Below are 23,400 nucleotides of genomic sequence, written 5' to 3' on the forward strand. Positions count from 1 at the left end.
CTTTGTGGCGGCGCGTCCGCGCCGGTACTTACGCTCCGGCGTCGGCCTCGACCGGACGGACCGAGTGGATCCGGTCCAGGATGGAGTTCTTGAGGTTCTCCGGCGCGGCCTCCGTGCAGGAGCGTTTGACCATAACGCGGATGACGCATTCGAGGTCGTACTGCTCGTGGCACTCCGGGCACTGGTCCAGATGGTCCTTGATCTCGGCGATGTCGTCGCGCGTCAGGGCACCGTCGAGGTACTCGTAGATGCGCTGCATCCGAGTGTCGTCGCAGTCGCCCAATCCCTGGCAGTCGCTCATTTCCCGTTCTCCTGATTGTTGCTCGCGGCCGCCGAGGCGGGATCGCCCGCGGCCCTGAATCCCCGCTCTGCCGCATAGTCGGCCAGCATGTCCCGCAACATCCGCCGGCCGCGGTGCAGCCTGGACATAACGGTCCCGATCGGGGTGTTCATGATGTCTGAAATTTCCTTGTACGCGAACCCTTCGACGTCGGCGAAGTAGACAGCCAGCCTGAACTCTTCCGGAATGGACTGCAGGGCCCGCTTCACGTCCGAATCCGGCAGGTGGTCCAGCGCTTCAGCCTCGGCGGAACGCAACCCCGTCGAGGTGTGCGACTCCGCGCGGGCCAGCTGCCAGTCCTCGATGGTGTCCGAGTTGGACTGCAGCGGTTCGCGCTGCCGCTTCCGGTACAGGTTGATGTACGTGTTGGTAAGGATCCGGTACAGCCACGCTTTGAGGTTGGTGCCGGGCTTGTACTGGTGGAACGCGGAGAAAGCTTTGGTGTACGCCTCCTGCACGAGGTCCTCGGCGTCGGCCGGATTACGGGCCATTCGCATGGCCGCCGAATACAGCTGGTCGACATACTGCATCGCGTCGCGCTCAAAGCGGACGCGGCGTTCCTCCGAAGTCTCGGCGGACGTGTCCAGCGGCTGGCCGGTGCCGTCGGCCGCCACGGTTTCCGTGGCTGTGCGTTCAGCGGCTGCTGCGTCGTCTTTTCCGGCTACTTCGTGCGTGGCCGCTACGGCCGGATCCATGGTGCTCATTGCGTTCAAGTCTACTGTCACCTTCCGGCGGGTGCCTGAAGCTCCCGTCAGGGCAACGCCCCACGGTTCCTCCAAGGCTGCGTCCTGCACCCGGAATTCCTTTACCAGAACCAAACTTCCGCCTTTCTGCACCGCATCCGCACCGGACAGCCGCAGACCGGACAACGGCCCGCTGCCCTGGGTTTGCCTGTACGTTTTTGCCCCTGTTTTTCGGTCCCCTTCTCCGCGGAGACCTGTCAAGCACAACTGCACACAACGGGCAAATATTCCGCAAAAGTGCAAGACTAGAACCGGTTCTCCCGCAGAGCGTCCGCGGTTCATCCATCCAGGAGGAAATTCATGTCCTTTGTCCGCTTTCTCGCCCGCCCCATGCTCGCCTCCAGCTTCGTCCTCGCAGGCATGGACAAGCTCCGGAATGCGGATGACACTGCGGCACAGCTGTCTCCCCTCCTCCGCCGCGCCGCCGACACCCTGCCGTTCCAGACCAACGAGCTCGTTCTGGCCCGCGTTATTGGCGGCTCCCAGGTGGGCGCCGGCGTCCTCTTCGCCCTGGGAAAGTCAGCCCGCCTCGCCGCCACCGTCCTCGCCGTGATCTCGGCCCTGAACGGCTTTGTTGAATGGCGCAGCGCGGACATCTCCTCCAAGGAAGGCCGCAACGCCCGGCGCAAGCAGCTGCTGAAGAACGTGTCGCTGACCGGCGGAGTACTGCTGGCCGCCGTTGACACCGCGGGCAAGCCGAGCCTGGCCTGGCGCGCCGAGCACCTCGCCGCCGACGCGCGGAAGACCACGGCCCACCTCGCCGCCGACGCACGGAAGACCACCGGCAAGAAGCTGAAGAAGGCTGACAAGGCACTCCGCAAGGCCGTCGACAACACCGTCGGAGCCTAAGACTGAAATGACCGGCACCACACCCTCCGCAGCTGCCATTTCCTCCCCGGCCGGCGGCGGTCCGCACTGGCGCGCGCCGTTCGCGGACGGCCCCGTCGATGCCACTGTCACGGTTCCCGGCTCGAAATCCCTGACCAACCGGTACCTGGTCCTGGCCGCCCTCGCGGACGGTGTCTGCAGGCTGCGGGCTCCGCTGCATTCCCGGGACTCAGCCCTGATGATCGAGGCACTGCGGCAGCTGGGGGCCACGATCACGGAAGTCCCCGGCGACGGCGCCTTCGGCCCTGACCTGGAGATCACCCCGATCAGCGCGGGCGCTGCCGGCTCCGACGCCGCCGTCGACTGCGGCCTGGCCGGGACGGTGATGCGATTTGTTCCGCCCGTCGCGGCCCTGCGCCGCGGGACCACCGTGTTCGACGGCGACCCGCATGCCCGCAAGCGCCCGATGGGCACCATCATCGAGGCCCTGGCCGGACTCGGTGTAGCGGTAAGCGCGCCCGACGGCGGTCCCGCGTCATCGCTGCCCTTCGCGGTCCGCGGCACCGGGGAAGTCCGCGGCGGCCACCTCGTGATCGACGCCAGCGCGTCCTCCCAGTTTGTCTCGGCCCTGCTGCTCACCGGAGCCAGGTTCGAGGAGGGCCTGCACCTGGAGCACGTCGGCAAGCCGGTTCCCAGCCTGGACCACATCAGCATGACGGTCACGGCGCTCCGCGGAGTCGGCGTGGCCGTCGATGATTCCGTGCCGAACCACTGGATTGTCTCCCCCGGACCCATCCGCGCCTTCGACCAGCGCATCGAACAGGACCTCTCCAATGCGGGACCGTTCCTGGCTGCTGCCCTGGCCACCCGCGGCACCGTCCGGATTCCCAACTGGCCCGCCGGGACCACCCAGGTGGGTGACCTCTGGCGCGAGATCCTGGCCGCCATGGGCGCCACCGTTTCCCTCGACGACGGGACCCTGACTGTCACCGGCGGCGCCGAGATCACCGGCGGTGACTTCGACGAGACCAGCGAACTAGCCCCGACTGTTGCCGCCCTGTGCGCCCTGGCCACCGGCCCGTCCCGGCTCACCGGCATCGCCCACCTGCGCGGCCACGAGACGGACCGGCTCGCCGCTTTGGTCGCCGAAATCAACCGCCTGGGCGGCGACGCCGAGGAAACCGCCGACGGCCTCATCATCCGGCCGGCCACCCTGCATGGCGGCGTGGTGCACAGTTACGCTGACCACCGGATGGCCACCGCCGGAGCCATCCTTGGACTCGCCGTCCCTGGTGTGGAGGTGGAGGACATCGCCACCACGGCTAAGACGATGCCGGACTTCCCGCAGCTATGGGCGGCGATGCTCGGCGGGGCAGCCGCACAACAGACGACCGCACAGACGGCCCCGGTAGTGCAGGACAGCGCAGAGAAGGACACCACCGGTGGCACGCAGCACTGACTCCTGGGACGAATCGGACGTCCGGATCCGCCCCAACAAAAAGGGCTCGAGGCCCCGCACCAAGGACCGGCCCAGCCACGACGACGCCGTGACCGGCCGCATCATCACCGTGGACCGCGGACGCTACACCGCCGTCGTCGACGAAGGCAGCAGCGGCGAACGGAAGATCATTGCCGCCCGGGCCCGGGAACTGCGCCGCAATCCCGTGGTGGCCGGCGACTTCGTCTCCCTGGTCGGTGACGTCAGCGGTGAGGCCGACACGCTGGCCCGCCTGGTCAAAATCCAGGACCGCCGGACCCTGCTGCGGCGCAGCGCCGACGACACGGACCCAATCGAACGCGCCGTCGTCGCCAATGCCGACCAGCTGGTGGTGGTGGTCGCCGCCGCCAACCCGGAGCCCCGCACCGGGTTCATCGACCGTGCCCTCGTGGCGGCCTACGACGCCGGCATCGAACCGCTGCTCCTGGTCACCAAAGCGGACGTCAAGGACCCCGCCGAGCTGCTCGCCAACTATCAGCACCTCGACTTCCCCGTCATCATTTCCAAGACGGCCGACTCGGCCGCCTCGGGCATCGACGCCCGCTCGGACGACGGCCTGTCCGCCCGGCTGGACAAGAACGCGGTCTCGCAGCTGCGCGGGTACCTCGACGGCAAGGTCACCGTCATGCTGGGCCATTCCGGCGTCGGCAAATCCACCATGGTCAACGCGCTCACAGGGGCCGAACGTGCCACCGGCGGCGTCAACGCCGTGACCGGACGCGGCCGCCACACCTCCTCCTCCGCCCTGGCGCTGAAGGTCAACGACGCGCCCGCCGGCAGCTGGATCATCGACACCCCCGGCATCCGTTCCTTCGGCCTGGCCCACGTGGACCCGGACCGGATCCTGCGTTCGTTCCCCGACCTGGAGCCGGGCACCGCGGACTGCGAACGGGGCTGCAAGCACGACGCCACCGCCGTTAACTGCGGCGTGGACGCCTGGGTGCAGGGCGGCCACGCCGGACCGTCCGGCCCTGCGCGCCTTGCCTCCCTGCGCCGGCTCCTCGGCACGGATCCGCGCATGGAAGCACAGGAAACCAAGGAGCTGGGCAGCGTCTCCTAACAGGGTCCGCCCGGCCGGCAGCGACGTGGCCTCCCGGTCCCGGGAGCTTTTTGACGGTAGCTTGGAGGCATGAGCCAACCCGCTTCGAGCTACAACGATGACCTGCGCCTCGCCCATGTACTGGCAGATTCCGTAGATTCCCAGACCATGAGCCGCTTCAAGGCGCTCGACCTTCGGATCGAAACGAAGCCGGACCTCACCCCCGTCACTGACGCCGACAAGTCCGCCGAGGAAGCCATCCGCGGCCAGCTGTCCCGCTCCCGGCCGCGCGACGCGGTCCTGGGCGAGGAGTTCGGCAGCTCCGGCCACGGCTCCCGCCGCTGGATCATCGACCCCATCGACGGAACCAAGAACTTCGTCCGCGGCGTCCCCGTCTGGGCCACCCTGATCGCCCTCGTGGACGAGGGCGAGCCGGTGGTCGGCGTCGTCAGCGCCCCGGCCCTGGGCAAGCGCTGGTGGGCTGCCAAGGGCGCCGGCGCCTACATGGGCCGGTCCCTGGCCGCCGCCACCCGGCTTAAAGTCTCCAACGTCTCGCGCCTCGAAGACGCCTCGCTGTCCTACTCGAGCCTGGGCGGCTGGAAGCAGCGCGGCAATCTCGACGAATTCCTCGGCCTCACCGAGGAAGTCTGGCGCACCCGCGCATACGGCGACTTCTGGTCTTACTGCCTGGTGGCCGAGGGTGCCGTGGACATCGCCTGCGAACCCGAGCTCAACCTTTACGACATGGCGGCGCTGGTCCCGATCGTGACCGAGGCCGGCGGGCGATTCACCTCCCTCGAAGGCGAGGATGGCCCGTTCGGCGGGAACGCGCTCGCAACGAACTCCATCCTGCATTCGGAAGTCCTCAAGCGCCTTAACCCCGGCCTCGACGACCTCCTCTAGCCCGCTCCGCGGCAGGCAGCCGTAACACAACGCTTCACATTCCGGACCTCCCTTTCCCGGGCGGCACGCCATGTCCTAGGCTCGAACCAGGTCACGAGTGCCAGCGCTAAACCCCGGTTTGCTGGCCGGCAACCCTCCATTCGCGGCGGGGTGCCCCGGGTGACGACCTGGCCGGTCCGGAGCGGACCCGGCAAGCGCGGATCCCCTGTGAGCGGGGTCCTTTCAAGCGAGGTCCCATGACGACTGCCACCATTTCCACCCACCCCACCTCTTCCGCCGGCGCCCAGGAGCCGGCCGACACACGGTTCAACGCCGCCCGCAGGCCGCTGTCCGCCGTGTCCGGCGCCGAAATCCAAGCGCCGCTGATTCAGGGCGGCCACGTCCGCTACGCCAACCTGGACTACGGCGCATCGGCGCCGGCCCTGTCCGTGGTCTCCGCCTACCTCAACGAGATCCTGCCGTACTACGCCAGCGTCCACCGCGGCGCAGGCTACGCCTCGCAGCTCAGCACCTCGGTCTACGAAAACGCCCGGAACATTGTCCGAGGCTTTGTGGGCGGCCGTGCGGACGACTCGGTGATCTTCACCCGGAACACCACCGACTCCCTGAATCTCCTGGCCGGTTGCCTCCCGGCGGTTGACGGACGCCCTACGGGCGAGGTGCTCTACCTCGACATCGAACACCACGCCAACCTGCTGCCCTGGCAGAACGTCCCGCACCGCAGTGTGGTCGCGGCCCCCACCCTGGCCGGCACCGTGGCGCGGCTCCGCCAGGAACTCGCCCGCGGCGGGGTGAGCCTGCTCGCCGTCACCGGCGCGTCCAACGTCACCGGCGAGATCCTGCCCATCGGCGAGCTCGCCGCCCTGGCGCACGAGTTCGGCGCCCGGATCGCCGTCGACGCCGCCCAACTGGCCCCGCACCGCAGGATCAACATCAGCGCGGACGACGTCGACTACCTCGCGTTCTCCGGCCACAAGCTCTACGCCCCGTTCGGCGCCGGGGTGCTGGTGGGCCGCCCGGACTGGCTCGACGCCGGAACCCCGCACCTGGCCGGAGGCGGCGCCGTGCGGGACGCGAGGCTCGACTCCGTCAGCTGGACCACGGGACCGGCGCGCCACGAGGGCGGCTCCCCGAACGTGCTGGGGGCCGCTGCCCTGGCCCGGGCCAGCCAGGTCATCGAGGCGCTCGACGACGCGCAGTGGCACGCCCACGAAGACGCCATCCGGTCCTTCCTGGTGGAGGGACTGCAACGGATCGACGGCGTGAGCGTCCACCACATTTTCGAGGACACCGCCGCCGGTAACGGGCCCGGGACGATCGGCGTGGTCAACTTCTCCGTGGCCGGGTACGACGCCGGCCTGGTCGCCGCCTACCTCTCAGCGGAGCATGGCATCGGCCTGCGCGACGGCCGGTTCTGCGCCCACCCGCTGCTGAAACGGCTGGGCCTGCCGGCCGGGTCACTCCGTGCCAGTTTTGGCCTCGGGTCCCGCCTCGACGACGCCCAGCGGCTCCTGGCCGGGCTGCAGGAGCTCCGGCGCAACGGGCTCGGCTGGGACTACGTGGTGGACGCGGGCCGCTGGGTTCCGGCCAACGACACCCGCAGCTATCCGCACTGGGCACCCAACACCCCGGGCACGGCCGGCGCGGCGCCCTGCACGCTGGACTGACACCAGCGCCGGCCACAAGCGCCGGGCCCCCGCGTGCGGTAAATTCGGTAGGTACCAAATTCGAGCTGCCGGAGGAGACGACACGTGGCACGCGGGGGCCCAAAACTGCAGCACCAGCGGCGGCAGGAGCTCGGCCAAAGCTTCCGGGACGGCGGGGAACACTACGACCGGGTGCGGCCCGGCTACCCTGCTGATTCCGCCGACTGGCTGATACCCGCCGGAGCCAGCGACGCCGCCGACCTCGGCGCCGGGACGGGCAAGTTCACGGCGCTGCTGGTCCGGCGCGGCCTCCGGACCGTGGCCATCGACCCGTCAACGGACATGCTGGAACAACTGCGCGCATCATTGCCCGGAGTCGCCGCCGTCGAGGGAACCGCCGAACGTACCGGCTTGCCGGCGGACGCCTTCGACCTCGTCACCGTGGCCCAGGCCTGGCACTGGTGCGATCCCCTGCTGGCCAGCACCGAGGCCGCGCGGATCCTGCGCCCGCACGGGGTCCTCGGCCTGATCTGGAACCAGCTCGACACCTCCGTGCCCTGGGTACACCGGCTCTCCCGCATCATGCATGCCGGCGATGTCCACAAACCCCACTTCCGGCCGCCCGTCGGCCCGGAGTTCACCGGGCTGGAAAGCCACCTCACCCGCTGGGAAGATCCGGTCAGCACGCAGGACCTCATGGAACTCGCCAAGTCCCGCAGCTACTACCTGCGGGCCGGCGAGGCCACCCGCCAGAAGGTGCTTAGCAACCTCGACTGGTACCTGCACGAGCACCTCGGCCACGTTCCGGRCGAGATCCTTCCGCTGCCTTACCTGACGCAGAGCTGGCGCGCCTTCAAGGCCTAGTCCCTACCCGGCCACTCCCCCGGCAATCCAGCCGACGGCCATTGCACGGGCCACCCGCTCACGCCTATGATTTCGGTGTGCCTAACTTTTATGTTCAGGCATTCGGAAACTTAATGGGAGCCCCGCAGTGCTGGACGTAACAGGACACCAACCCCGCCCCGATGCCCAGCCCCCGGCCCGAAAGGTCAGGGGCCGGCGCAGGGCGCTGCTTGGCCTGCTCGGTCCAGCCTTCGTCGCTGCCATCGCCTATGTCGATCCCGGCAACGTCGCGGCGAACCTCACCGCCGGCGCCAAGTACGGGTACCTGCTGGTCTGGGTCCTGGTCGCCGCGAACGCGATGGCCGTGCTGGTCCAGTACCAGTCCGCCAAGCTCGGCATCGTCACGGGGAAAAGCCTGCCGGAGATCCTCGGTGAGCGGCTCAGGCCCGCCTGGCGCCGTGCCTTCTGGGTCCAGGCCGAAATCGTGGCCGCGGCAACCGACCTTGCCGAGGTGGTGGGCGGCGCCGTGGCCCTCTACCTGCTGTTCGGCCTCCCCCTCCCCCTGGGCGCAGTGATTGTCGGCGGCGTTTCGATGGTGCTGCTCGCTGTCCAGAGCCGGAACCAGCAGCGGCCCTTCGAGTTCGTCATCATGTTCCTGCTCGGCATCATCACCGTCGGGTTCCTGGCCGGCCTGTTCATCAGCCCCGCCGATCCGGGTGGTGTGCTGGCCGGGCTGGTACCGGCCTTCCAGGGACCGGACACCGTGCTGCTGGCTGCGAGTATGCTCGGGGCCACCGTGATGCCGCACGCCATCTACGTCCACTCGGCCCTCTCCCGCGACCGGCACCGGCCCAACCCACACCTGCACGTCCCGCCACACGCGATGTCGCGGCTGGTCAGGGCCACCCGCTGGGACGTTGTGGCCGCCCTGGCCGTCGCCGGCATCGTCAACATCGGCATGCTGCTCCTGGCCGCATCCACCCTCGGCGGCGTCGAGGGAACTGACACCATCGAGGGCGCCCATTCGGCCATCTCCGCCAGCCTCGGCCCCGTGGTCGGTGTGGTTTTTGCCGTCGGCCTGCTGGCTTCGGGCCTGGCCTCCACCTCGGTGGGCTGCTACGCCGGCGGCACCATCATGCAGGGCCTGCTGAAGATCAGGATCCCGCTGATGACGCGCCGGGTGCTGACCCTGATCCCGGCAGTCGTGCTGCTGGCCGTCGGCTTCGACCCCACCTGGGCGCTGGTCCTCAGCCAGGTGGTGCTGAGCTTCGGAATCCCGTTCGTCTTGGTTCCGCTGGTGGTGCTGACCAGCAACAGTTCCCTGATGGGCCAGTTCGCCGACGGGATGGCGCTGCGGGTGGCCGCCATAGTCAGCGTCGTCCTGGTGGTCGCGCTGAACCTGGTGCTGCTGTGGCTCACCTTCACCGGCGCCGCCGGACGGTAGGCTGGGGACTGTGAAGACCAGTCCGCCCTCCTCCTCGATCGAGGACTACGTCAAGGTCATCTACTCCTTTACGGAGTGGCAGGACAAGCCGATCACCTCCACCCAACTTGCCCAGCGGCTGGGCGTCGCGAATTCCTCGGTCTCGGAGATGGTCCGCAAACTCAAGGACCAGGGCCTGGTGGACCACAAACCATACAGCGCCGTGACCCTGACCGACGACGGCGTCCGGCTGGCCCTCTCGATGGTGCGGCGGCACCGGCTGATCGAAACGTTCCTGGTCCAGGAGCTCGGGTACCGCTGGGACCAGGTCCACGACGAGGCGGAACTGCTTGAGCACGCCGTCTCCGAAACGTTCATCGAGCGGATGGCTGCCAAGCTGGGCCACCCGGTCCGGGACCCGCACGGCGACCCGATCCCGGCGGCGGACGGCTCCGTCCTGATGCCGCCCGCTTACCGGATGAGCGAACTCGATAAGGGCCACACCGGCCGAATCACCCGCATCAGCGACGAGAACCCCGAACTGCTCCGCTACCTCGCCGCTGAACAGATCGATCTGGACGCCGACGTCGAGGTCCTGGGACGCAAACCGTTCGGCGGCCCGCTGATGGTCCGCATCGGCGCCGGAGGCGTCATGCGCGACGTCGACCTCGCCGACGAGGTCGCGGCGGCCCTCTGGGTCCACAGCGACGCGGCCCACTCCGGCTGCAGCGTCGCGGACCGTTAAGGGGCGCACCATGAACCGCACACCTCAACCACGCCCCGCCGCGCGGCCGGGGCTCCCGGGCTGGCGGGCCTGGGCAGCTGTCGCCGTCGGCGGCCTGATCGGGACCGAACTGCGCTATGGCGCGGGCCTGGTGTTCCCCGAGGCGCCAGGCGGCGTCCCCTGGACCACCCTTGCGATCAACGTCCTGGGCAGCTTCGTCCTGGCGGCCCTCACCACGCTCTGGATCGCCCGTCCCCGGACTGCGTTCTGGCTCAGGGCCGGCCTCGGCCCGGGCCTGCTGGGTTCCTTCACCACGTTTTCGGCCCTGGCCCTGGCCGTCGACCAGCTGATCCGGGGCGGCTTCCATGCCGTCTGGCTGGCCTACCTGGCCCTGTCGCTGGTCCTGGGACTGGAGGCGGCCGCGGCCGGGTGGAAGTCCGGCAAAGCCTTGGCCGACCTCAGCGGGACTGCCCAATGACCGCCGCGCTGCTGGTGGGGGCCTTCGGCATAGCCGGCGCCCTGCTCCGTTTCGCCGTCGACTCCTGGTTCGCGCACCGGCCCGGACCCCACCCGCACTGGCCGTGGGCCACCCTGGCGGTCAACGTCGTCGGGTCCTTCATCATCGGGCTGTCCCTAGGCGTGACGCCGCACCTGGGCCTCGGTGCGGAATGGCAGGCGGCGGTGGCCAGCGGCCTGGCCGGCGGCCTGACCACATTCAGTTCCTGGACCACGGCCACCATCAGGCTGGTCAGCGAGGCGCGCTACCGCGCCGCCGCCCTCAATGTCGCCGTCAACCTGGCGGCGGGACTCGCCGCGGCGGCCCTCGGCGTGGCCCTGGCCCGTTAGCTCTCCACCGCGGTTTGCGGCGGGTTCCGGATGCCGACGGCGGACGCCGCGGCACCCACCAGGAAGAGTGCGGCGGTGACCGCCGCCGTGGCGTGCAGGCCCGACGTCGTGATCACCGGCCCGGTGATCAGCCCGGCGAAGGCGATAGCCACCAGCCCGGCGATGCGGGCGACGGCGTTGTTCACCGCGGAGCCGATGCCGGCTTCCTCAGGCACCACGGCGCCCAGGATCGCCGCGGTCAACGGCGCCACGGTGACCGCCAGGCCGACGCCAAACACCATCAGCCCCGGGAAGACCTGGGCGAAGTAGTCCAGCGGCAGCCCGATGCCGAGCATCATCAGGAACCCGGCGGCGCAGAGCAGCGGCCCGGCCGTCATGAACCAGCGGGGACCGAAGCGGCCGGAGAGCGTTCCTACCTTGGAGGACAGCAGGAGCAGGATCAGCGTGGAGGGCAGCATGGCGACGCCCGCCGCCGTCGCACCCAGCCCGGCGACCTGCTGCAGGAACAGTCCCAGGACGAAGAATCCCAGGCTCAGGGCACCGTAGATCACCGTCGTGGCCACGTTGCCCCAGCCGAAGTTCCGGATGGTGAAGAGCCGCAGGGGCATCATGGGGGCCGGGGTCCGGCGTTCATGGAGCAGGAAGCCCGCGAGACCGGCGAGGCCCACTACCAGCGGGATCCAGACCTGCGGAGAGCCCCAGCCGAGGGTGCCGCGTTCGATAAAGGCATACACAACGCCGCCGAGGCCGATGATTGCCAGGATGGTTCCGGTGACGTCGATGCTGCTGCCGGGGGCGCGGCCCAGGTCCAGTTCGCGCAGCCGCCGGAGGGCGGGCCACACCGCAACCGCGGGGACGATGTTAAGGAAGAAAATAACCCGCCAGGTGAAGACATCCACGGAGACACCGCCGAGTACGGGAGCGGCCACGATGGCGCCGGAGGTCCAGGCGGACCACTTGCCGATCGCCGCTGACTGGGCCGGTCCGCTGAAGACCGTCACGATCAGGGCCAGCGAACTGGGCACCAGCAGGGCGCCGGCCACACCCTGCAGGCCACGCGCCACAATCAGCGATTCGCCGCTCCAGGCGAGGCCGCAGAGGACCGAGGTGGCGGTGAAGCCGGCGAGGCCCCACTGCAGGACGCGGACTCGGCCGAACTGGTCCGAGAGGGAGCCGGCCACCAGGATCAGCGCCCCGAGCGTGAGCAGGTAGGCGTCCACCACCCACTGCTGGACCACCAGTCCGCCGCCGAGTTCGCGGCTGATGGCGGGGAGGGCCAGGTTGACCACCGAGCCGTCAAGGAAGGCGATGAAGGACGCGACGATCGCGACGTAGAGGACACGTCGTTCCAGGACTGACAAGGCTGCGGCGGGGGTGCCGGGCATGGCTGCTGCTTTCCTCACTGCCTGCCTGACGGCGGGGCACCGGGTTTGGAATGAGCCTAGCACCGGGGGCCCGCTGACGGTCCGCATCCCCGGATCGCGTAAAGTTGAGGGATGGTTACGAGACGAGAAGCTGCCCAGATCCTTGATATTCCGCTGGAAATGGCCAACCGTCACGGTATCCCGACCCGCCTGTCCGAGGCCGAACTGGGCGAGCTCCTCGACAGCCCGCCGGCGTGGCTGCTTCAGTCCCGGGCCAACCGCACGGGCAAGCGCCCGGTGTGGGTCCAGCTGACCTGTGCCGTGTGCGGGTTCGCAGAAACCGCGCGGCCCAAGAAGTGGTGGCCTGACTTCAGCCACGTCTGCTGCGCGCACCACTCCCCCTACGAGCTTCCTCCCCTGGACGACGGACTGGTCCGCAGCGAGTACGAGGGCGTCGGGAACCGGTTCATCGGCATCGTGGACGTTGAGGTACCCGGAGCGTAGCCTTAAAAGCACGGGCTCATCCCGGGCCCCCACCTTTAGGGAGCGCGCAATGCCTGACAAGTCGCCGCACCGGCACCTCACCAAGAAGCCGGTCAAAACCATCAAGGAAAAACGGGCCGATAAGAAGGCCAAGCACATTGTCGATGAGCACACTGACCCGGTAGCGCACATCAAGAAGCGCTGACCGTGTGAGCAAACAAAAAGGCCGGAAGCTGATGCTTCCGGCCTTTTGCTACGGGGTGGAGCCCCGCTCCCGGGGTTCCTGCTGTGGAGATGGGGGGAATTGAACCCCCGTCCGATGTCGTGTTGTCAGGGCTTCTCCGGGCGCAGTTTGCGTCGGATTTTCTCGGCCCCGGCCATGCTGCAAACAGCTGGCCGATCCGGGCCCAGTCATCTAAGAGTCCCGTTCACCCCGATGACGGAGGTAAACAGCAGTGGCTATCTAAATGACGCCAGGATCCGGGGCAATAGCAACCTCGGGCTGACGGACTGTCTTACTGCTTAGGCAGCGAGAGCGAAGTCAGTGCGTTTTGATTCGGCACTTATTGGTTTGCAGACAGCGTTTACGAGATAATTCTGCATCCTCGGCCCGCTTCACCTGTCGCGACTAACATCGTCGAAACCGATCATCCCCGTATTTTGTTACCAAACCGGTCCGGATCTGTTCGATCCTTCCCGGACTATCAAGCATAACGCACCGTCCGCCGGAATCATTCCCCGGCGCAGTAGGGCGGGCCGGGCACCGCCCGCGGCCCCGACCCTGAGGTCAGGCGCGGTTACGCTCGCGCATCACCCGCAGGGCCTCGCGCTTGTCCTGCTGCTCGCGCAGGGTCTGGCGCTTGTCGTATTCCTTCTTGCCGCGGGCGACGCCGATCTCCACTTTGGCGCGCCCGTCGACGAAGTACAGCTGCAGGGGCACGATCGTGAAGCCCGACTCGCGGATCTTGTGCGAGATCTTGGTCAGTTCATCGCGGTGCAGCAGCAGCTTGCGGCGGCGCCGTGCGGCGTGGTTGGTCCAGCTCCCCTGGTTGTACTCGGGGATGTGGATGCCCTCCATCCACAGCTCATCGTTGTAGAACGTGCAGAAGCCGTCGACCATGGACGCATGGCCCTCGCGCAGGGACTTCACTTCGGTGCCCATGAGTGCGATGCCCGCCTCATAGGTATCCATGATGTGGTAGTCGTGCCGGGCCTTGCGGTTGGTGGCCACTACCTTCCGGCCACTTTCTTTAGGCACGGTAAAACTCCTCAGTCGTTACGTTGGGTCAGTTCCAGTCTAGAGCAGGCCCATCGGGTCCACGGCCTGGCCGTTGACCCACGTCTCGAAGTGGGAGTGGCAGCCGGTGGAGTTACCGGTGGTGCCCGAGTACGCGATCAGCTGTCCCTGGCTGACCTGCTGGCCGTCCGAGACCACCACGGAGGTGTTGTGGTAGAAGATCGTCGTCAGCGAGTTGCCCTGGACAACGCCGTGGGAGATCTTCACGTGGTAGCCGCCGCCGTCGTTACCCCAGCCTGCGGAGAAGACGGTGCCGGCTGCCGGGGCGTAGACCGGAGTGCCGCAGGGGGCGCCGAAGTCGATGCCCGTGTGCATGTAGCCGCCCTGGCCGTAGAAGTCGATGGTACCCGGCGGGGTCGCACGCCAGCCGAAGCCCGAGGTGATCGGGATGCCGTTGAAGGGGCTGCGCAGGCCGAACGCCGATGCCGGTCCCGGAGGCGCCGGAACGTAGGGCGCCGGCGGGGGCGGAGCCTGGCCCTGGGCCCGGGCTGCTGCGGCGGCCGCGGCAGCTGCTGCCGCCGCGATCCGGCGCTGCTCGGCTTCCCAGGCCTCACGCAGTTTCCGGTCGCGTTCGACGATTTCCGCGGCGACGGCGGCCTGGCGGGACTTCACCTGGGCGATCTGGCTCTGGATGCCGGGCTTGGCGGCCTTGAGCTGGCTGCTCAGGCGGGAGGTGTCCGCGATGAGCTTGTCCACCTTGGCTTTTTGGGCTTCCGCCTCGTCCCGCGCCGCTTTCTCGCGGACCAGAGCCTCGTCGGCCTTGGCCTTGAGATCGGCGATCTCGGCCTCGACGGCCTGCAGGCGTGCCTGGGAGTTCACGTTGGTGGCGTTCTGCTGCGTCAGCTTGTCCATCGCGGAGTTCTGGCTGCGCAGGGCCTGGTCCGCGAGGTCGATCGTGTCGGTCAGGCTACCGCTTTTGTTGGAGCCGAAGAACAGCGAGAGGTTGGAGGGCACCCCACCGGACTTGTACGCCTGCGTGGCGATCTGTCCGATCAGTTTCCGGGTGTCGTTGATCTTCTGCTTGTCGTTTTCCAGCTGCTGGGTGATCTTGGCCTTGTTCTGCTGGGCCAGATCCACCCGGGCTGCGAGGGCTTCGACTTCCCTGACAGCGCCGGCCACACGGCCCTGCGCGTCGAGCAGCGCCTGCTGGGCCCCGGGCAGCTGGCCCTGGTACAGGACGAGGTCGCCGGCGGCCTTGGCGATTTTCCCGTCGACGAACTCGAGCGACTGCTGGGCCCGCTGGGCCTCCGCCCGGAGGGCGGCCTGCTGGTCCTCGAGCGAGTCGGCGAATGCCACCGGAGTGGACGCGCCGAGGTTGGCGGCGAGGACCAGTGCCACCGCGGCGCTGATCATACGGCCGCGGCGGTTGGGGGTGCGGGCCGGTGCGGTGCGTCGGACCATCGGGTTCATGAGCGTTCCTCTTCGTTGCGCAAGGCTAGACCCGCAGGTAGCGGCGGAGGGTCAGGAGTGATGATGTCCCGGCCAGCAGGACGCCCAGGCCAATCAGGGCCGGAGCCAGGATCAGGGTCTGCCCGGGGGAAATGAAGGCGGTGTCCGGGTACTGCTTGGACAGGACCTCGCCCAGGAAGAAGTGCGCGACGGCCCACAGTGTGCCGGAGGCCAGGGCAGCGCCAATAACGGCGGCAATCACGCCCTCCAGGATGAAGGGCAGCTGGATTACTGTCTTGGAAGCACCCACCAGGCGCATAATGCCGGTCTCCCGGCGTCGGCTGAAGGCCGAGAGCCGGATGGTGGTGGCTATCAGCAGGATGGCGCAGACAATCATCACGCCGGCGATGCTGACGGCCACCAGGGAGGCCGCGTTCATCGCCGAGAACAGCCGCTCCAGGAGCTGCCGCTGGTCGATGACGGATTCAACACCGGGCTGCGAGGAGAAGTTTTCGCTGATGACCTCGTACTTTTCCGGGTCCTTCAGGTTGATGCGGAAGGAGGCGGGAAGCTGGTCCGGGGTGACCGAGTCCACGATCGGCGAATTGGAGAACTGCTCCTTGAAGTGCTTGAAGGCCTCGTCCTTGGATTCGAACTGGAAATCGTTGACGTACTGCGCCACGGACGGGGACTGGAGCAGCTTGCGCAGGTTGGCCTGCTGCTCCTGGGTCACGGGACCGGAGGCGCAGCCGGGCGCCGTCGACCCGTCGCTGCAGAGGAAGACCGCCACCTGGACTTTGTCGTACCAGTAGCCCTTCATCTGGTTGATCTGCAGCTGCAGCATGCCGGCGGCACCAACGAACGTCAGCGACACAAAGGTCACGAGGATGACGGAAACCACCATGGAAAGGTTGCGGCGCAGGCCGCTGCCGATTTCGCCGAGGATGAATGCGAGCCTCACAGTGCTCCCTCCCCCGCGCGCCGGGTTTCGCTTTGGGCGGCGTCGACGTCGGACGCCTGCCGGCCGCTCGCGTCCCGCAGCCTGCGGGACTGGCCTACCACGGGCATCATCGAGGTGTAGAGGGCCTTGGCCTCGTCGCGGATCACCACGCCGTTGCGCAGTTCCACCACGCGTTTGCGCATCTCGTTGACGATGTCGTCGTCGTGGGTGGCCATCACCACGGTGGTGCCGTTCTGGTTGATCTTGTCGAGGACGCCCATGATGCCCATGGACGTGGTCGGGTCGAGGTTGCCGGTGGGCTCATCGGCCAGCAGGATGCCGGGACGGTTGACGACGGCGCGGGCGATCGCCACGCGCTGCTGCTCGCCGCCGGAGAGCTCGTGCGGAAGGCGGTTTTCCTTGCCTTCCAGGCCCACGGTCTTGAGGACTTCGGGGACAGTCTCGCGGATGACGCTGCGGCTGCGGCCGATAACCTGCATGGCGAAGGCGACGTTGGCGAACACGGTTTTTTGCGGCAGCAGGCGGAAGTCCTGGAACACGACGCCGATCCCCCGACGGAGCCGCGGGACCCGCCAGCTGGAAATCTTCGCCACATTCTGTCCGGCGACGTAGACGGTGCCCGAGGAGGCGCGGTCTTCCTTCAGCACCAGCCGGAGGAACGTCGACTTGCCGGAACCGGAGGCACCCACGAGGAAGGCGAACTCGCCGCGGTCGATCTCAAGGTTGATCGAGTCCAGCGCCGGCCGCGCGTTCTGGTCATAGACCTTGGTGACATTTTCGAAACGGATCATGGCCCTAGTACCCTGCAGGAGCCGGGCATGTTTCAGACCAGTTCTGCTGCCGGGGCGCGGGCTTTCTTTTGGGGGAAGTAGGGCACCGGCCCTCCGACTATACGCAGGGACAACGTCCCCGACGCCGGAACGCGGGGGCGTGTCGCGGGATTCCGGCGCTACTTTTCGGCGTTGCGGTTATCGGTCCGCCAGCGGATCCCGGCGTCGATGAAGTCGTCGATTTCGCCGTCGAACACTGCGGAGGTGTTGCCCACTTCGTGTTCGGTCCGGAGATCCTTGACCATTTGGTACGGGTTGAGCACGTAGGAGCGCATCTGGTCGCCCCAGGAAGCTTTCACGTCGCCGGCGAACGCCTTCTTCTCGGCGTCTTCCTGCTCTTTCTTGAGCAGCAGGAGGCGGGACTGCAGCACACGCAAGGCGGCCGCACGGTTCTGCAGCTGCGACTTCTCGTTCTGCATGGACACCACGGTGCCGGTTGGGATGTGGGTCAGCCGGACGGCGGAGTCCGTGGTGTTGACGGACTGTCCGCCCGGGCCGGAGGAGCGGAAGACGTCCACGCGGATATCGTTGTCCGGGATCTCGATGGAGTCGGTCTGCTCGATCAGCGGGATGACCTCGACGGCGGCGAAGGACGTCTGGCGGCGGCCCTGGTTATCGAAGGGGCTGATCCGGACGAGGCGGTGGGTGCCTGCCTCGACGCTGAGCGTGCCGTAGGCGTACGGGGCCTTGACCTCGAACGTGGCGGACTTCAGCCCGGCTTCTTCCGCGTAGGAGGTGTCCATGATGGTGGTGGGGTAGCCGTGGCGCTCGGCCCAGCGCAGGTACATCCGCAGCAGCATGTCGGCGAAGTCTGCGGCATCCACGCCGCCGGCGCCGGCCCGGATGGTGACCACGGCCTCGCGCTCGTCGAATTCCCCGGAGAGCAGGGTGACCACTTCCAGGTCAGCCAACGCCTTACGGACGGATTCGAGTTCCGCGGCGGCGTCCGCCATGGAGTCGGCGTCGTCCTCGTCCTGCCCCAGCTCCACGAGGACCTCGAGGTCGTCAATCCGGGCGGCCAGCTTGTTCAGGCGCTCCAGCTCCGACTGTTTGTGCGAGAGCTTGGAGGTGATGACCTGCGCGGCCGCGGGGTCGTCCCACAGGTTCGGCTCGCCGGCGCGTTCGCTCAGTTCGGCGATGTCTTCCTTCAGCGCCTCGACATTCGAAACGTTCTCGATCGAAGCGTACGTGGCGCGCAGCGCGCGGATTTCTGCGGGAAAATCAATGTTAGCCATGGTTTTTCAAGCCTACGCTATCCCCCGCCCCGGCTCCCCGTTGACCCCTCACCGCGTCAGCCGGGACCGCGCCGTCGACGTCGCCTCGATCCGGATGCCGTCCGGGACCAGGAAGTTCACGATCGGAGGATGGACGGCCGCGCTCAGGACCACGACGGCGGTGGACCCGTCAGGGCTTCCCGTCACCGGCGAGACGGCCAGTCCGCTGAAACGGGCGAATGCGCCGTTGCGGTTCAGGTAGTCAGCCGCCGTGCTGCGCACCCTGCCGCCGTTGAGGACCGCGGTGGGGTTACCGGAGGTGCTTTGCAGCTGGCCGAGCGTGAAGCTGTCCGCCGCCGCGACCGAGGCGCCATCCGCGAGGGAGAGCAGTTTCTTGTGTTCCAGGTACACGCTGGAAGCGGCCGCCACCACCGCGGTGACCAGCATGGCCACCAGCACGTAGCCGATGATCAGCACCATCAGCTGCCCGTCCTCACCTCCACCCCGGTCCGGTGCCGCGCGGGTCACCGGAATCTTCCGACTATCTGGGTGGCGGAGGCGCTGAGGTGCCCGGCGTCGAGCCGCAGTGCGTCACCGAAGGGAACGAACGGCAGCGGCACCGTGAGCCGGACGGTGACGGTGACGGCGGATCCGGGGGCCGTGCAGTCGGCGGGCACGCAGCTGGTTTCGAGGCTCGCGTTCTGCTCCGGCTGCCCGTAGTCGGCGAGCGCCAGCCGGACGGCTTCCGCGGCGGCGGCCCGGCCGCCGGCCGCGTCGGGCTGGGCAACGTAGACCTTGGCCGCCTGGTCAGCGGCGCCGACGACGGCGAAGGACCCGCCCTGTAGCTGGCCGACGGTGATGATGAAGTACACCACCGGCACCATCAGCAGCAGGGACAGGAAGGTGAACTCGACGACGGCGCTGCCCCGCTCGGCGTCGTCGTCAGGGCTGGATGGCGGCATGGCCTTTCACCTCCAGCATGTCCCGGGGCCCGATCAGCCCAATGACGGGCAGCGGGGCGCGGACCGTGACTTCGAGGGTGCGGATGCCCGCGAAGTTCGTCTCGGTGGTGGTGACGTCCCTGGCGAAGTCCGGGGTGAGCGCCACGCCGATCAACTGCGAGGTGCGGCCTGCCGCGTCGGCGGCGCCCCGGTCCGCCAGGGTGCCGTAGCGGGCGCCGGACGCAGCGGCGTCGATCAGTGTGTTCCGGACGTGCAGGACGAGGGCGAGCTGGATGATGGCCAGGAAAAAGAACGTCAGCAGTCCCCCGACCAGGACGAAGTCCACCACGGCGGAGCCGCGTTCCGCGCCGGTAAGGTGCTGGCCTCCGGCTGCAGCCATTGCCTACTGCCCGACTTTTTGCATCGCCTGGTTGAAGAGCCCTTCGAGCGCGGGCCCGGCGATCGCCAGCAGCGCGGCGACCAGGACGGCCGACATAAGGGTAATCATCACCCAGCCCGGCACGTCGCCACGCTCGTGTTCGTGGCGCTGTCCGCGTGATTGGCCCGGGGTGGCACCGGCCAGCCATAACGCCAGGCCAACCAACCACGTCACTGTCCGTGTGCTTAAACCGATGTTCTTCACTGTTTCCCCTTTATTTGAATGCTTCCCTTTGTTTGAGTGCTGCGCTTACTGCATTTACTCGTCTAATACGGTGACTGCGGCCGCCCGTTCAGAGCCCCAGGGTGATGGCGGCCAGACCCGGAAACACGGCAAAGACCACGGTTAGCGGCAGGACGCCAAAAACGAGGGGCACCATCATGCCGATCTCCTTGCGTCCGGCCGACTCCATAAGGTCGCGCTTCGCGGTGTCCCGGACGTCCTGGGCCTGTGCACGAAGGACGTCGGCGAGGGGTGTCCCGCGTTCCACCGCCACGATTAACCCGTCGACGAAGCGGACCAGCGGGCCCAGCTCGGTTCTCGACGAGAACTCCTGCAGGGCGTCGGCCAGGGGTTTCCCGGCCCGGGTGTCGGCCAGTACGCGGGTGAATTCCCTGGACAGTTCGCCATGCGTCCTGCGGCATACCCGATCCAGGGCGCCGGTGGCGCTCTCCCCCGCGCTCACGGCGAGCGCCATCAACTCGGCCACACCCGGGAACTCCGCCATCATCCTGGCTTCGCGTTTCTTGACCTGCGTCCCAAGGAGATAGTCGCGCAAGAGGAACCCCGCCAGGCCCGCGCCAAGGACAATCAACACCGCAAGCAACGGGTTCAGCCGGCCCAGCGCGCCGCCCAGTAACGCGATAGCCGCGGCGGCAAGAAATGCGCCGACGCCCCACAGCACCTGCTCGGCGCGGAAATCCACGGACGTTTTGCTGCTCCCCGCCCGGGCGAGCCGGCGCTTGAGTGCCGATGATCCGGGATTAAGCCGGCCCAGCTTCCGCACCGCGTCGTGTATCGCAGGACGCAGGATCCGCTCCAGCGGGCCGAACGGCGTGACATTGCCCGGAGCCGTGTACAGGAGCCGGGACTCAAGGTTGTGCGCTTTCAGTTGCGGCCGGATGCGCTCGGTAAAGTTGACCGGCCGGAGGAACGGGAGCCGCAGGAGGAACAGCCACAAGCCGCAGCCGAGCACCAGGCCGCACGCGACCGAGCCAGCCGTTAGCGCGTTCACCGGAGCACCCGCTCATCCTGCGGCAGGGACCCGATGCGCAGCATCACGGCATAAGAGATCAGCGAGACCAGCAGGCCGCCCACCAGGACGGCAGCACCTACCGGCGAGTTGTACGCCGCGATGGCTTCCGGCCGGCTCGCCATCAGCACCAGCACAATCCAGGGGGCGGCGACGGCGAGCCTGGCAGCATTGACAGTCCAGGATTGCCTGGCCTCGAGTTCGCTGCGGGTGCGGGCGTTTTCGCGCAGGAAGTCCGCGAGTGTGCCCAGCAACCGGCCGAGGTCCGAGCCGCCCACCTCCCGGGTCAGGCGGAGGGCCTCAACGATCCTGTCGGCAACCGGATCGGCGAGCCGTTCCTTCAGCCTGCTCAGGGCGGGATCGAACTGGCCGCCGGAGCGGTAGTCCGCGCCGAAGTCGCGGAAGAGGGGACGCAGCTCTGCCGGGCCCTTGTCTCCGAGCTGGATCAGCGCCTCAGGCAGCGAAAGCCCGGCCCGGATCGCCGAACGCAGGTGATCGACGACGTCGGGCCACAGCTCACGGAGCACGGCCGCGCGCTTGCGGGCTCGCCATTTCACAAAACCAAACGGCAACCAGCCGCCGAAGAGGCCAAAGCAGCCGGAGATGGCCCATGACCGGGTGGCGGCGAAAAACACCAGCGTCACGAAGCAGCCGACGCCCAGGCAGGTCGCCAGCAGGCCGAACCGGCTGACCTTTTCAATGCCGGCGGAACGGAGCAGGTCCTCCAGCCGGCTGACCCGCGTCCGGGGCTTCCGGGGGCGCGGCTGCTCCCAGGCGGACCACCAGACCAGCAGCAGGCCTGCACCCCCAAGGACCCCGAGCAGCGGCGCCATCAGCGGGGCTCCAGCAAGGCGGCGACGTCGAACCCGGACCGGGCGAACTTCTCCGCCGCGGGCATCGAGTTCGCTTGTGCCTCGAGCGTCCCGCCGCGCATGTCGAAGACCATGGACGACTCGATAATGCCGTTCTCCACCCTGCGCCCCAACGAAAGGATCTCCGTCACCTGCCGCCTGCCGCCCGGGTGGCGGCTGCAGTGCACCACGAGGTCGATGCAGGACGCCACGGTCGGGACAACAAATGCGCTGGAAATGTTGTCCCCGGCCAGCAGCGGCAGGGTGCAGATCTTGGTTACGGCGTCGTGGGAGGAGTTTGCGTGGATGGTGCACATCCCTGGCATTCCGGAATTTAGTGCGATCAGCATGTCCAGGCTCTCGGCTTCGCGGACTTCACCGACCACCAGCCGGTCCGGCCTCATCCGCAGGGCCTCTTTGACGAGCCGGCGCATCGGGATCTCGCCCTCGCCCTCGAGGTTCGGCTGCCGGCATTGGAGCCCGACAACGTCACGCAGCGGGAACTGCAGTTCGAAGATCTCCTCCACGGTGACCACGCGCTCGCGGGTGCCGATGCTGGCTGCCAGGCAGTTCAGCATGGTGGTCTTGCCGGCCTGGGTGGCTCCGGAGACCAGGATGTTGAGCCCGCTTGCCACGGCCGCCCCGAGGAATCGGGCCGACTGCGGCGTCAGCGTGCCCAGTTCCACGAGGTGTTCAAGCCGGGTTGCCTTGACGACGAACTTGCGGATGTTGATGGCCCAGTGCTGTCGGGTCACATCCGGGATAACCACGTGCAGCCGTGAACCGTCGGGAAGAGCAGCGTCGACAAAAGGCGAGGAAATGTCCAGCCGCCGGCCGGAGCTCTTCAACATTCGTTCCACGAGGTTGCGGACCTGCTGGTCCGTGAGGGCAATGGAGGTCAGTTCGGATTCACCATTGCGCGCGACGAAGATCTCGTCCGGGGCGTTGAGCCAGATCTCTTCGATCGCCGGGTCATCCAGTAAAGGCTGCAGCGCCCCGAAGCCGGCCACGGCGTCGAAGACAAACCGCCGGGCCTGGTCCAGGGGCCCGATGGGCGGGAGCGGCGCCAGGAGGGCCCGTTCGTCGTAGTCGCTGATCGCCTCTTCCACGAGGCGGCGGACTTCACCGCTTTGCCGCAACGGATCCAGGCCGCGGCGACGGATCAACTCACGGACTTCGTCCTCGACGATGCGCACAGCTTCCACGGTGCCCCCAACATGACCGCTGCCCCTCTGCCGGAGGCAGTGCAACTGGGTTAAAGCTAGGGCGGCCCGCGCCGGCGAACAAGGGTGCGGCCGCTCCTATGTGGAAAACCTCGGCCCAGGTTCATAACAATTGCCCCACTAGTAACACCAGACACTCTGGATCGCCCTTTGCGTCGGTGTTAGGGTGGGCGCGACAAGTCAGACATTCTCACATCCCGGACAGCAGCCTCCTCCACGGCAACTGGGCGTGGGATCACTATGACACTGCCACGAGCGTGTTGTTCCGGAGCGGCAAATGAAACGGACCCAACTTCCACCCCTGAGTCTTCTCTGCAGCCGGG

At 67.8% G+C, this 23,400-nt stretch carries 27 protein-coding genes, 1 other RNA gene and 1 riboswitch; of the genes, 12 read left to right on the forward strand and 16 right to left on the reverse strand.

Annotated elements, in window-relative coordinates; genetic code table 11:
• Positions 1-28 precede the first annotated feature (28 nt).
• The gene (gene rsrA, locus AC1DHY_RS00785) at positions 29-301 is read right to left on the reverse strand and encodes a mycothiol system anti-sigma-R factor (protein WP_476877725.1); all 273 of its coding nucleotides are present in this window, start codon (positions 299-301) and stop codon (positions 29-31) included.
• The gene (locus AC1DHY_RS00790; RefSeq protein WP_476877724.1) at positions 298-1,044 is read right to left on the reverse strand and encodes a sigma-70 family RNA polymerase sigma factor; all 747 of its coding nucleotides are present in this window, start codon (positions 1,042-1,044) and stop codon (positions 298-300) included. The genes rsrA and AC1DHY_RS00790 overlap by 4 nt, the downstream gene beginning before the upstream one ends.
• A gap of 339 nt (positions 1,045-1,383) precedes the next feature.
• Here AC1DHY_RS00790 and AC1DHY_RS00795 point away from each other — a divergent pair, with 339 nt between their 5' ends.
• The 10 genes from AC1DHY_RS00795 (at position 1,384) to AC1DHY_RS00840 (ending at position 10,833) form a co-directional block, all read left to right on the forward strand.
• The gene (locus tag AC1DHY_RS00795; RefSeq protein WP_476877723.1) at positions 1,384-1,932 is read left to right on the forward strand and encodes a DoxX family protein; all 549 of its coding nucleotides are present in this window, start codon (positions 1,384-1,386) and stop codon (positions 1,930-1,932) included.
• A gap of 7 nt (positions 1,933-1,939) precedes the next feature.
• Positions 1,940-3,370, forward strand: coding sequence for a 3-phosphoshikimate 1-carboxyvinyltransferase (gene aroA / locus AC1DHY_RS00800; RefSeq protein ID WP_476877722.1), 1,431 nt, complete (start codon positions 1,940-1,942; stop codon positions 3,368-3,370).
• Positions 3,354-4,469, forward strand: a complete 1,116-nt coding sequence (gene rsgA, locus AC1DHY_RS00805) for a ribosome small subunit-dependent GTPase A (RefSeq protein WP_476877721.1) — start codon at positions 3,354-3,356, stop codon at positions 4,467-4,469. The genes aroA and rsgA overlap by 17 nt, the downstream gene beginning before the upstream one ends.
• A 69-nt stretch (positions 4,470-4,538) precedes the next feature.
• Positions 4,539-5,351, forward strand: a complete 813-nt coding sequence (gene hisN, locus AC1DHY_RS00810; RefSeq protein ID WP_476863165.1) for a histidinol-phosphatase — start codon at positions 4,539-4,541, stop codon at positions 5,349-5,351.
• Between the two features lie 89 nt (positions 5,352-5,440).
• A riboswitch (SAM riboswitch) is annotated at positions 5,441-5,554 on the forward strand.
• Positions 5,555-5,587: 33 nt separating this feature from the next.
• Complete coding sequence (locus AC1DHY_RS00815) at positions 5,588-7,018, forward strand: aminotransferase class V-fold PLP-dependent enzyme (RefSeq protein ID WP_476877720.1); 1,431 nt, start codon at positions 5,588-5,590, stop codon at positions 7,016-7,018.
• A gap of 84 nt (positions 7,019-7,102) precedes the next feature.
• Positions 7,103-7,861 (forward strand): class I SAM-dependent methyltransferase, encoded by a 759-nt coding sequence (locus AC1DHY_RS00820; RefSeq protein ID WP_476903024.1) that lies wholly within the window; start codon positions 7,103-7,105, stop codon positions 7,859-7,861.
• A gap of 127 nt (positions 7,862-7,988) precedes the next feature.
• Positions 7,989-9,284: an Nramp family divalent metal transporter gene (locus AC1DHY_RS00825; RefSeq protein WP_476903025.1), complete on the forward strand. Its 1,296-nt coding sequence runs from the start codon at positions 7,989-7,991 to the stop codon at positions 9,282-9,284.
• Positions 9,285-9,294: 10 nt separating this feature from the next.
• Positions 9,295-10,008: a metal-dependent transcriptional regulator gene (locus tag AC1DHY_RS00830; protein ID WP_476877717.1), complete on the forward strand. Its 714-nt coding sequence runs from the start codon at positions 9,295-9,297 to the stop codon at positions 10,006-10,008.
• Positions 10,009-10,018: 10 nt separating this feature from the next.
• Positions 10,019-10,465 carry a fluoride efflux transporter FluC gene (locus tag AC1DHY_RS00835; RefSeq protein WP_476877716.1) on the forward strand — a complete coding sequence of 149 codons (447 nt, stop codon included), beginning with the start codon at positions 10,019-10,021 and terminating at the stop codon, positions 10,463-10,465.
• Positions 10,462-10,833: a fluoride efflux transporter FluC gene (locus tag AC1DHY_RS00840; RefSeq protein ID WP_476877715.1), complete on the forward strand. Its 372-nt coding sequence runs from the start codon at positions 10,462-10,464 to the stop codon at positions 10,831-10,833. The genes AC1DHY_RS00835 and AC1DHY_RS00840 overlap by 4 nt, the downstream gene beginning before the upstream one ends.
• Here AC1DHY_RS00840 and AC1DHY_RS00845 read toward each other — a convergent pair.
• The gene (locus AC1DHY_RS00845) at positions 10,830-12,218 is read right to left on the reverse strand and encodes an MFS transporter (protein WP_476903257.1); all 1,389 of its coding nucleotides are present in this window, start codon (positions 12,216-12,218) and stop codon (positions 10,830-10,832) included. The genes AC1DHY_RS00840 and AC1DHY_RS00845 overlap by 4 nt on opposite strands.
• Before the next feature lie 111 nt (positions 12,219-12,329).
• Here AC1DHY_RS00845 and AC1DHY_RS00850 point away from each other — a divergent pair, with 111 nt between their 5' ends.
• Positions 12,330-12,701, forward strand: a complete 372-nt coding sequence (locus AC1DHY_RS00850) for a hypothetical protein (protein WP_476877714.1) — start codon at positions 12,330-12,332, stop codon at positions 12,699-12,701.
• 49 nt (positions 12,702-12,750) lie between these two features.
• On the forward strand, positions 12,751-12,885 hold the full coding sequence (locus AC1DHY_RS00855) for a hypothetical protein (RefSeq protein ID WP_307035254.1): 135 nt from the start codon (positions 12,751-12,753) through the stop codon (positions 12,883-12,885).
• An 81-nt stretch (positions 12,886-12,966) separates the two neighbouring features.
• Here the strand turns inward: AC1DHY_RS00855 and ssrA are convergent.
• The 13 genes from ssrA to AC1DHY_RS00920 all read right to left on the reverse strand — a co-directional run bounded on the left by ssrA (position 12,967) and on the right by AC1DHY_RS00920 (position 23,059).
• Positions 12,967-13,335, reverse strand: a transfer-messenger RNA (tmRNA) gene (gene ssrA / locus AC1DHY_RS00860).
• A gap of 132 nt (positions 13,336-13,467) precedes the next feature.
• Complete coding sequence (gene smpB / locus AC1DHY_RS00865) at positions 13,468-13,938, reverse strand: SsrA-binding protein SmpB (protein WP_476877713.1); 471 nt, start codon at positions 13,936-13,938, stop codon at positions 13,468-13,470.
• A 39-nt stretch (positions 13,939-13,977) separates the two neighbouring features.
• A complete protein-coding gene (locus AC1DHY_RS00870) occupies positions 13,978-15,387 on the reverse strand; it encodes a peptidoglycan DD-metalloendopeptidase family protein (RefSeq protein WP_476877712.1) in 1,410 nt (469 codons plus the stop codon).
• 25 nt (positions 15,388-15,412) lie between these two features.
• Positions 15,413-16,327: a permease-like cell division protein FtsX gene (gene ftsX / locus AC1DHY_RS00875; protein ID WP_476903026.1), complete on the reverse strand. Its 915-nt coding sequence runs from the start codon at positions 16,325-16,327 to the stop codon at positions 15,413-15,415.
• Positions 16,324-17,118, reverse strand: a complete 795-nt coding sequence (gene ftsE, locus AC1DHY_RS00880; RefSeq protein WP_476877710.1) for a cell division ATP-binding protein FtsE — start codon at positions 17,116-17,118, stop codon at positions 16,324-16,326. The genes ftsX and ftsE overlap by 4 nt, the downstream gene beginning before the upstream one ends.
• A gap of 158 nt (positions 17,119-17,276) precedes the next feature.
• Positions 17,277-18,392, reverse strand: coding sequence for a peptide chain release factor 2 (prfB, locus tag AC1DHY_RS00885; protein WP_476903027.1), 1,116 nt, complete (start codon positions 18,390-18,392; stop codon positions 17,277-17,279).
• A 48-nt stretch (positions 18,393-18,440) separates the two neighbouring features.
• The gene (locus AC1DHY_RS00890; RefSeq protein WP_476880272.1) at positions 18,441-18,899 is read right to left on the reverse strand and encodes a pilus assembly protein TadG-related protein; all 459 of its coding nucleotides are present in this window, start codon (positions 18,897-18,899) and stop codon (positions 18,441-18,443) included.
• On the reverse strand, positions 18,896-19,333 hold the full coding sequence (locus AC1DHY_RS00895) for a hypothetical protein (protein WP_476903028.1): 438 nt from the start codon (positions 19,331-19,333) through the stop codon (positions 18,896-18,898). Before AC1DHY_RS00895 ends, AC1DHY_RS00890 begins: the two co-directional genes overlap by 4 nt.
• On the reverse strand, positions 19,314-19,712 hold the full coding sequence (locus AC1DHY_RS00900) for a TadE family protein (RefSeq protein ID WP_476880270.1): 399 nt from the start codon (positions 19,710-19,712) through the stop codon (positions 19,314-19,316). The genes AC1DHY_RS00895 and AC1DHY_RS00900 overlap by 20 nt, the downstream gene beginning before the upstream one ends.
• Positions 19,713-19,715: 3 nt before the next feature.
• Positions 19,716-19,907: a hypothetical protein gene (locus AC1DHY_RS00905; RefSeq protein ID WP_476880273.1), complete on the reverse strand. Its 192-nt coding sequence runs from the start codon at positions 19,905-19,907 to the stop codon at positions 19,716-19,718.
• Between the two features lie 136 nt (positions 19,908-20,043).
• Entirely contained in the window at positions 20,044-20,985 is a 942-nt protein-coding gene (locus tag AC1DHY_RS00910) for a type II secretion system F family protein (protein WP_476880269.1), read from the reverse strand.
• Positions 20,982-21,836: a type II secretion system F family protein gene (locus tag AC1DHY_RS00915; RefSeq protein WP_476880268.1), complete on the reverse strand. Its 855-nt coding sequence runs from the start codon at positions 21,834-21,836 to the stop codon at positions 20,982-20,984. Before AC1DHY_RS00915 ends, AC1DHY_RS00910 begins: the two co-directional genes overlap by 4 nt.
• Complete coding sequence (locus AC1DHY_RS00920; protein WP_476880267.1) at positions 21,836-23,059, reverse strand: CpaF family protein; 1,224 nt, start codon at positions 23,057-23,059, stop codon at positions 21,836-21,838. Before AC1DHY_RS00920 ends, AC1DHY_RS00915 begins: the two co-directional genes overlap by 1 nt.
• Positions 23,060-23,400 lie beyond the last annotated feature (341 nt).

The organism is Arthrobacter sp. 05L44, from assembly GCF_056397605.1.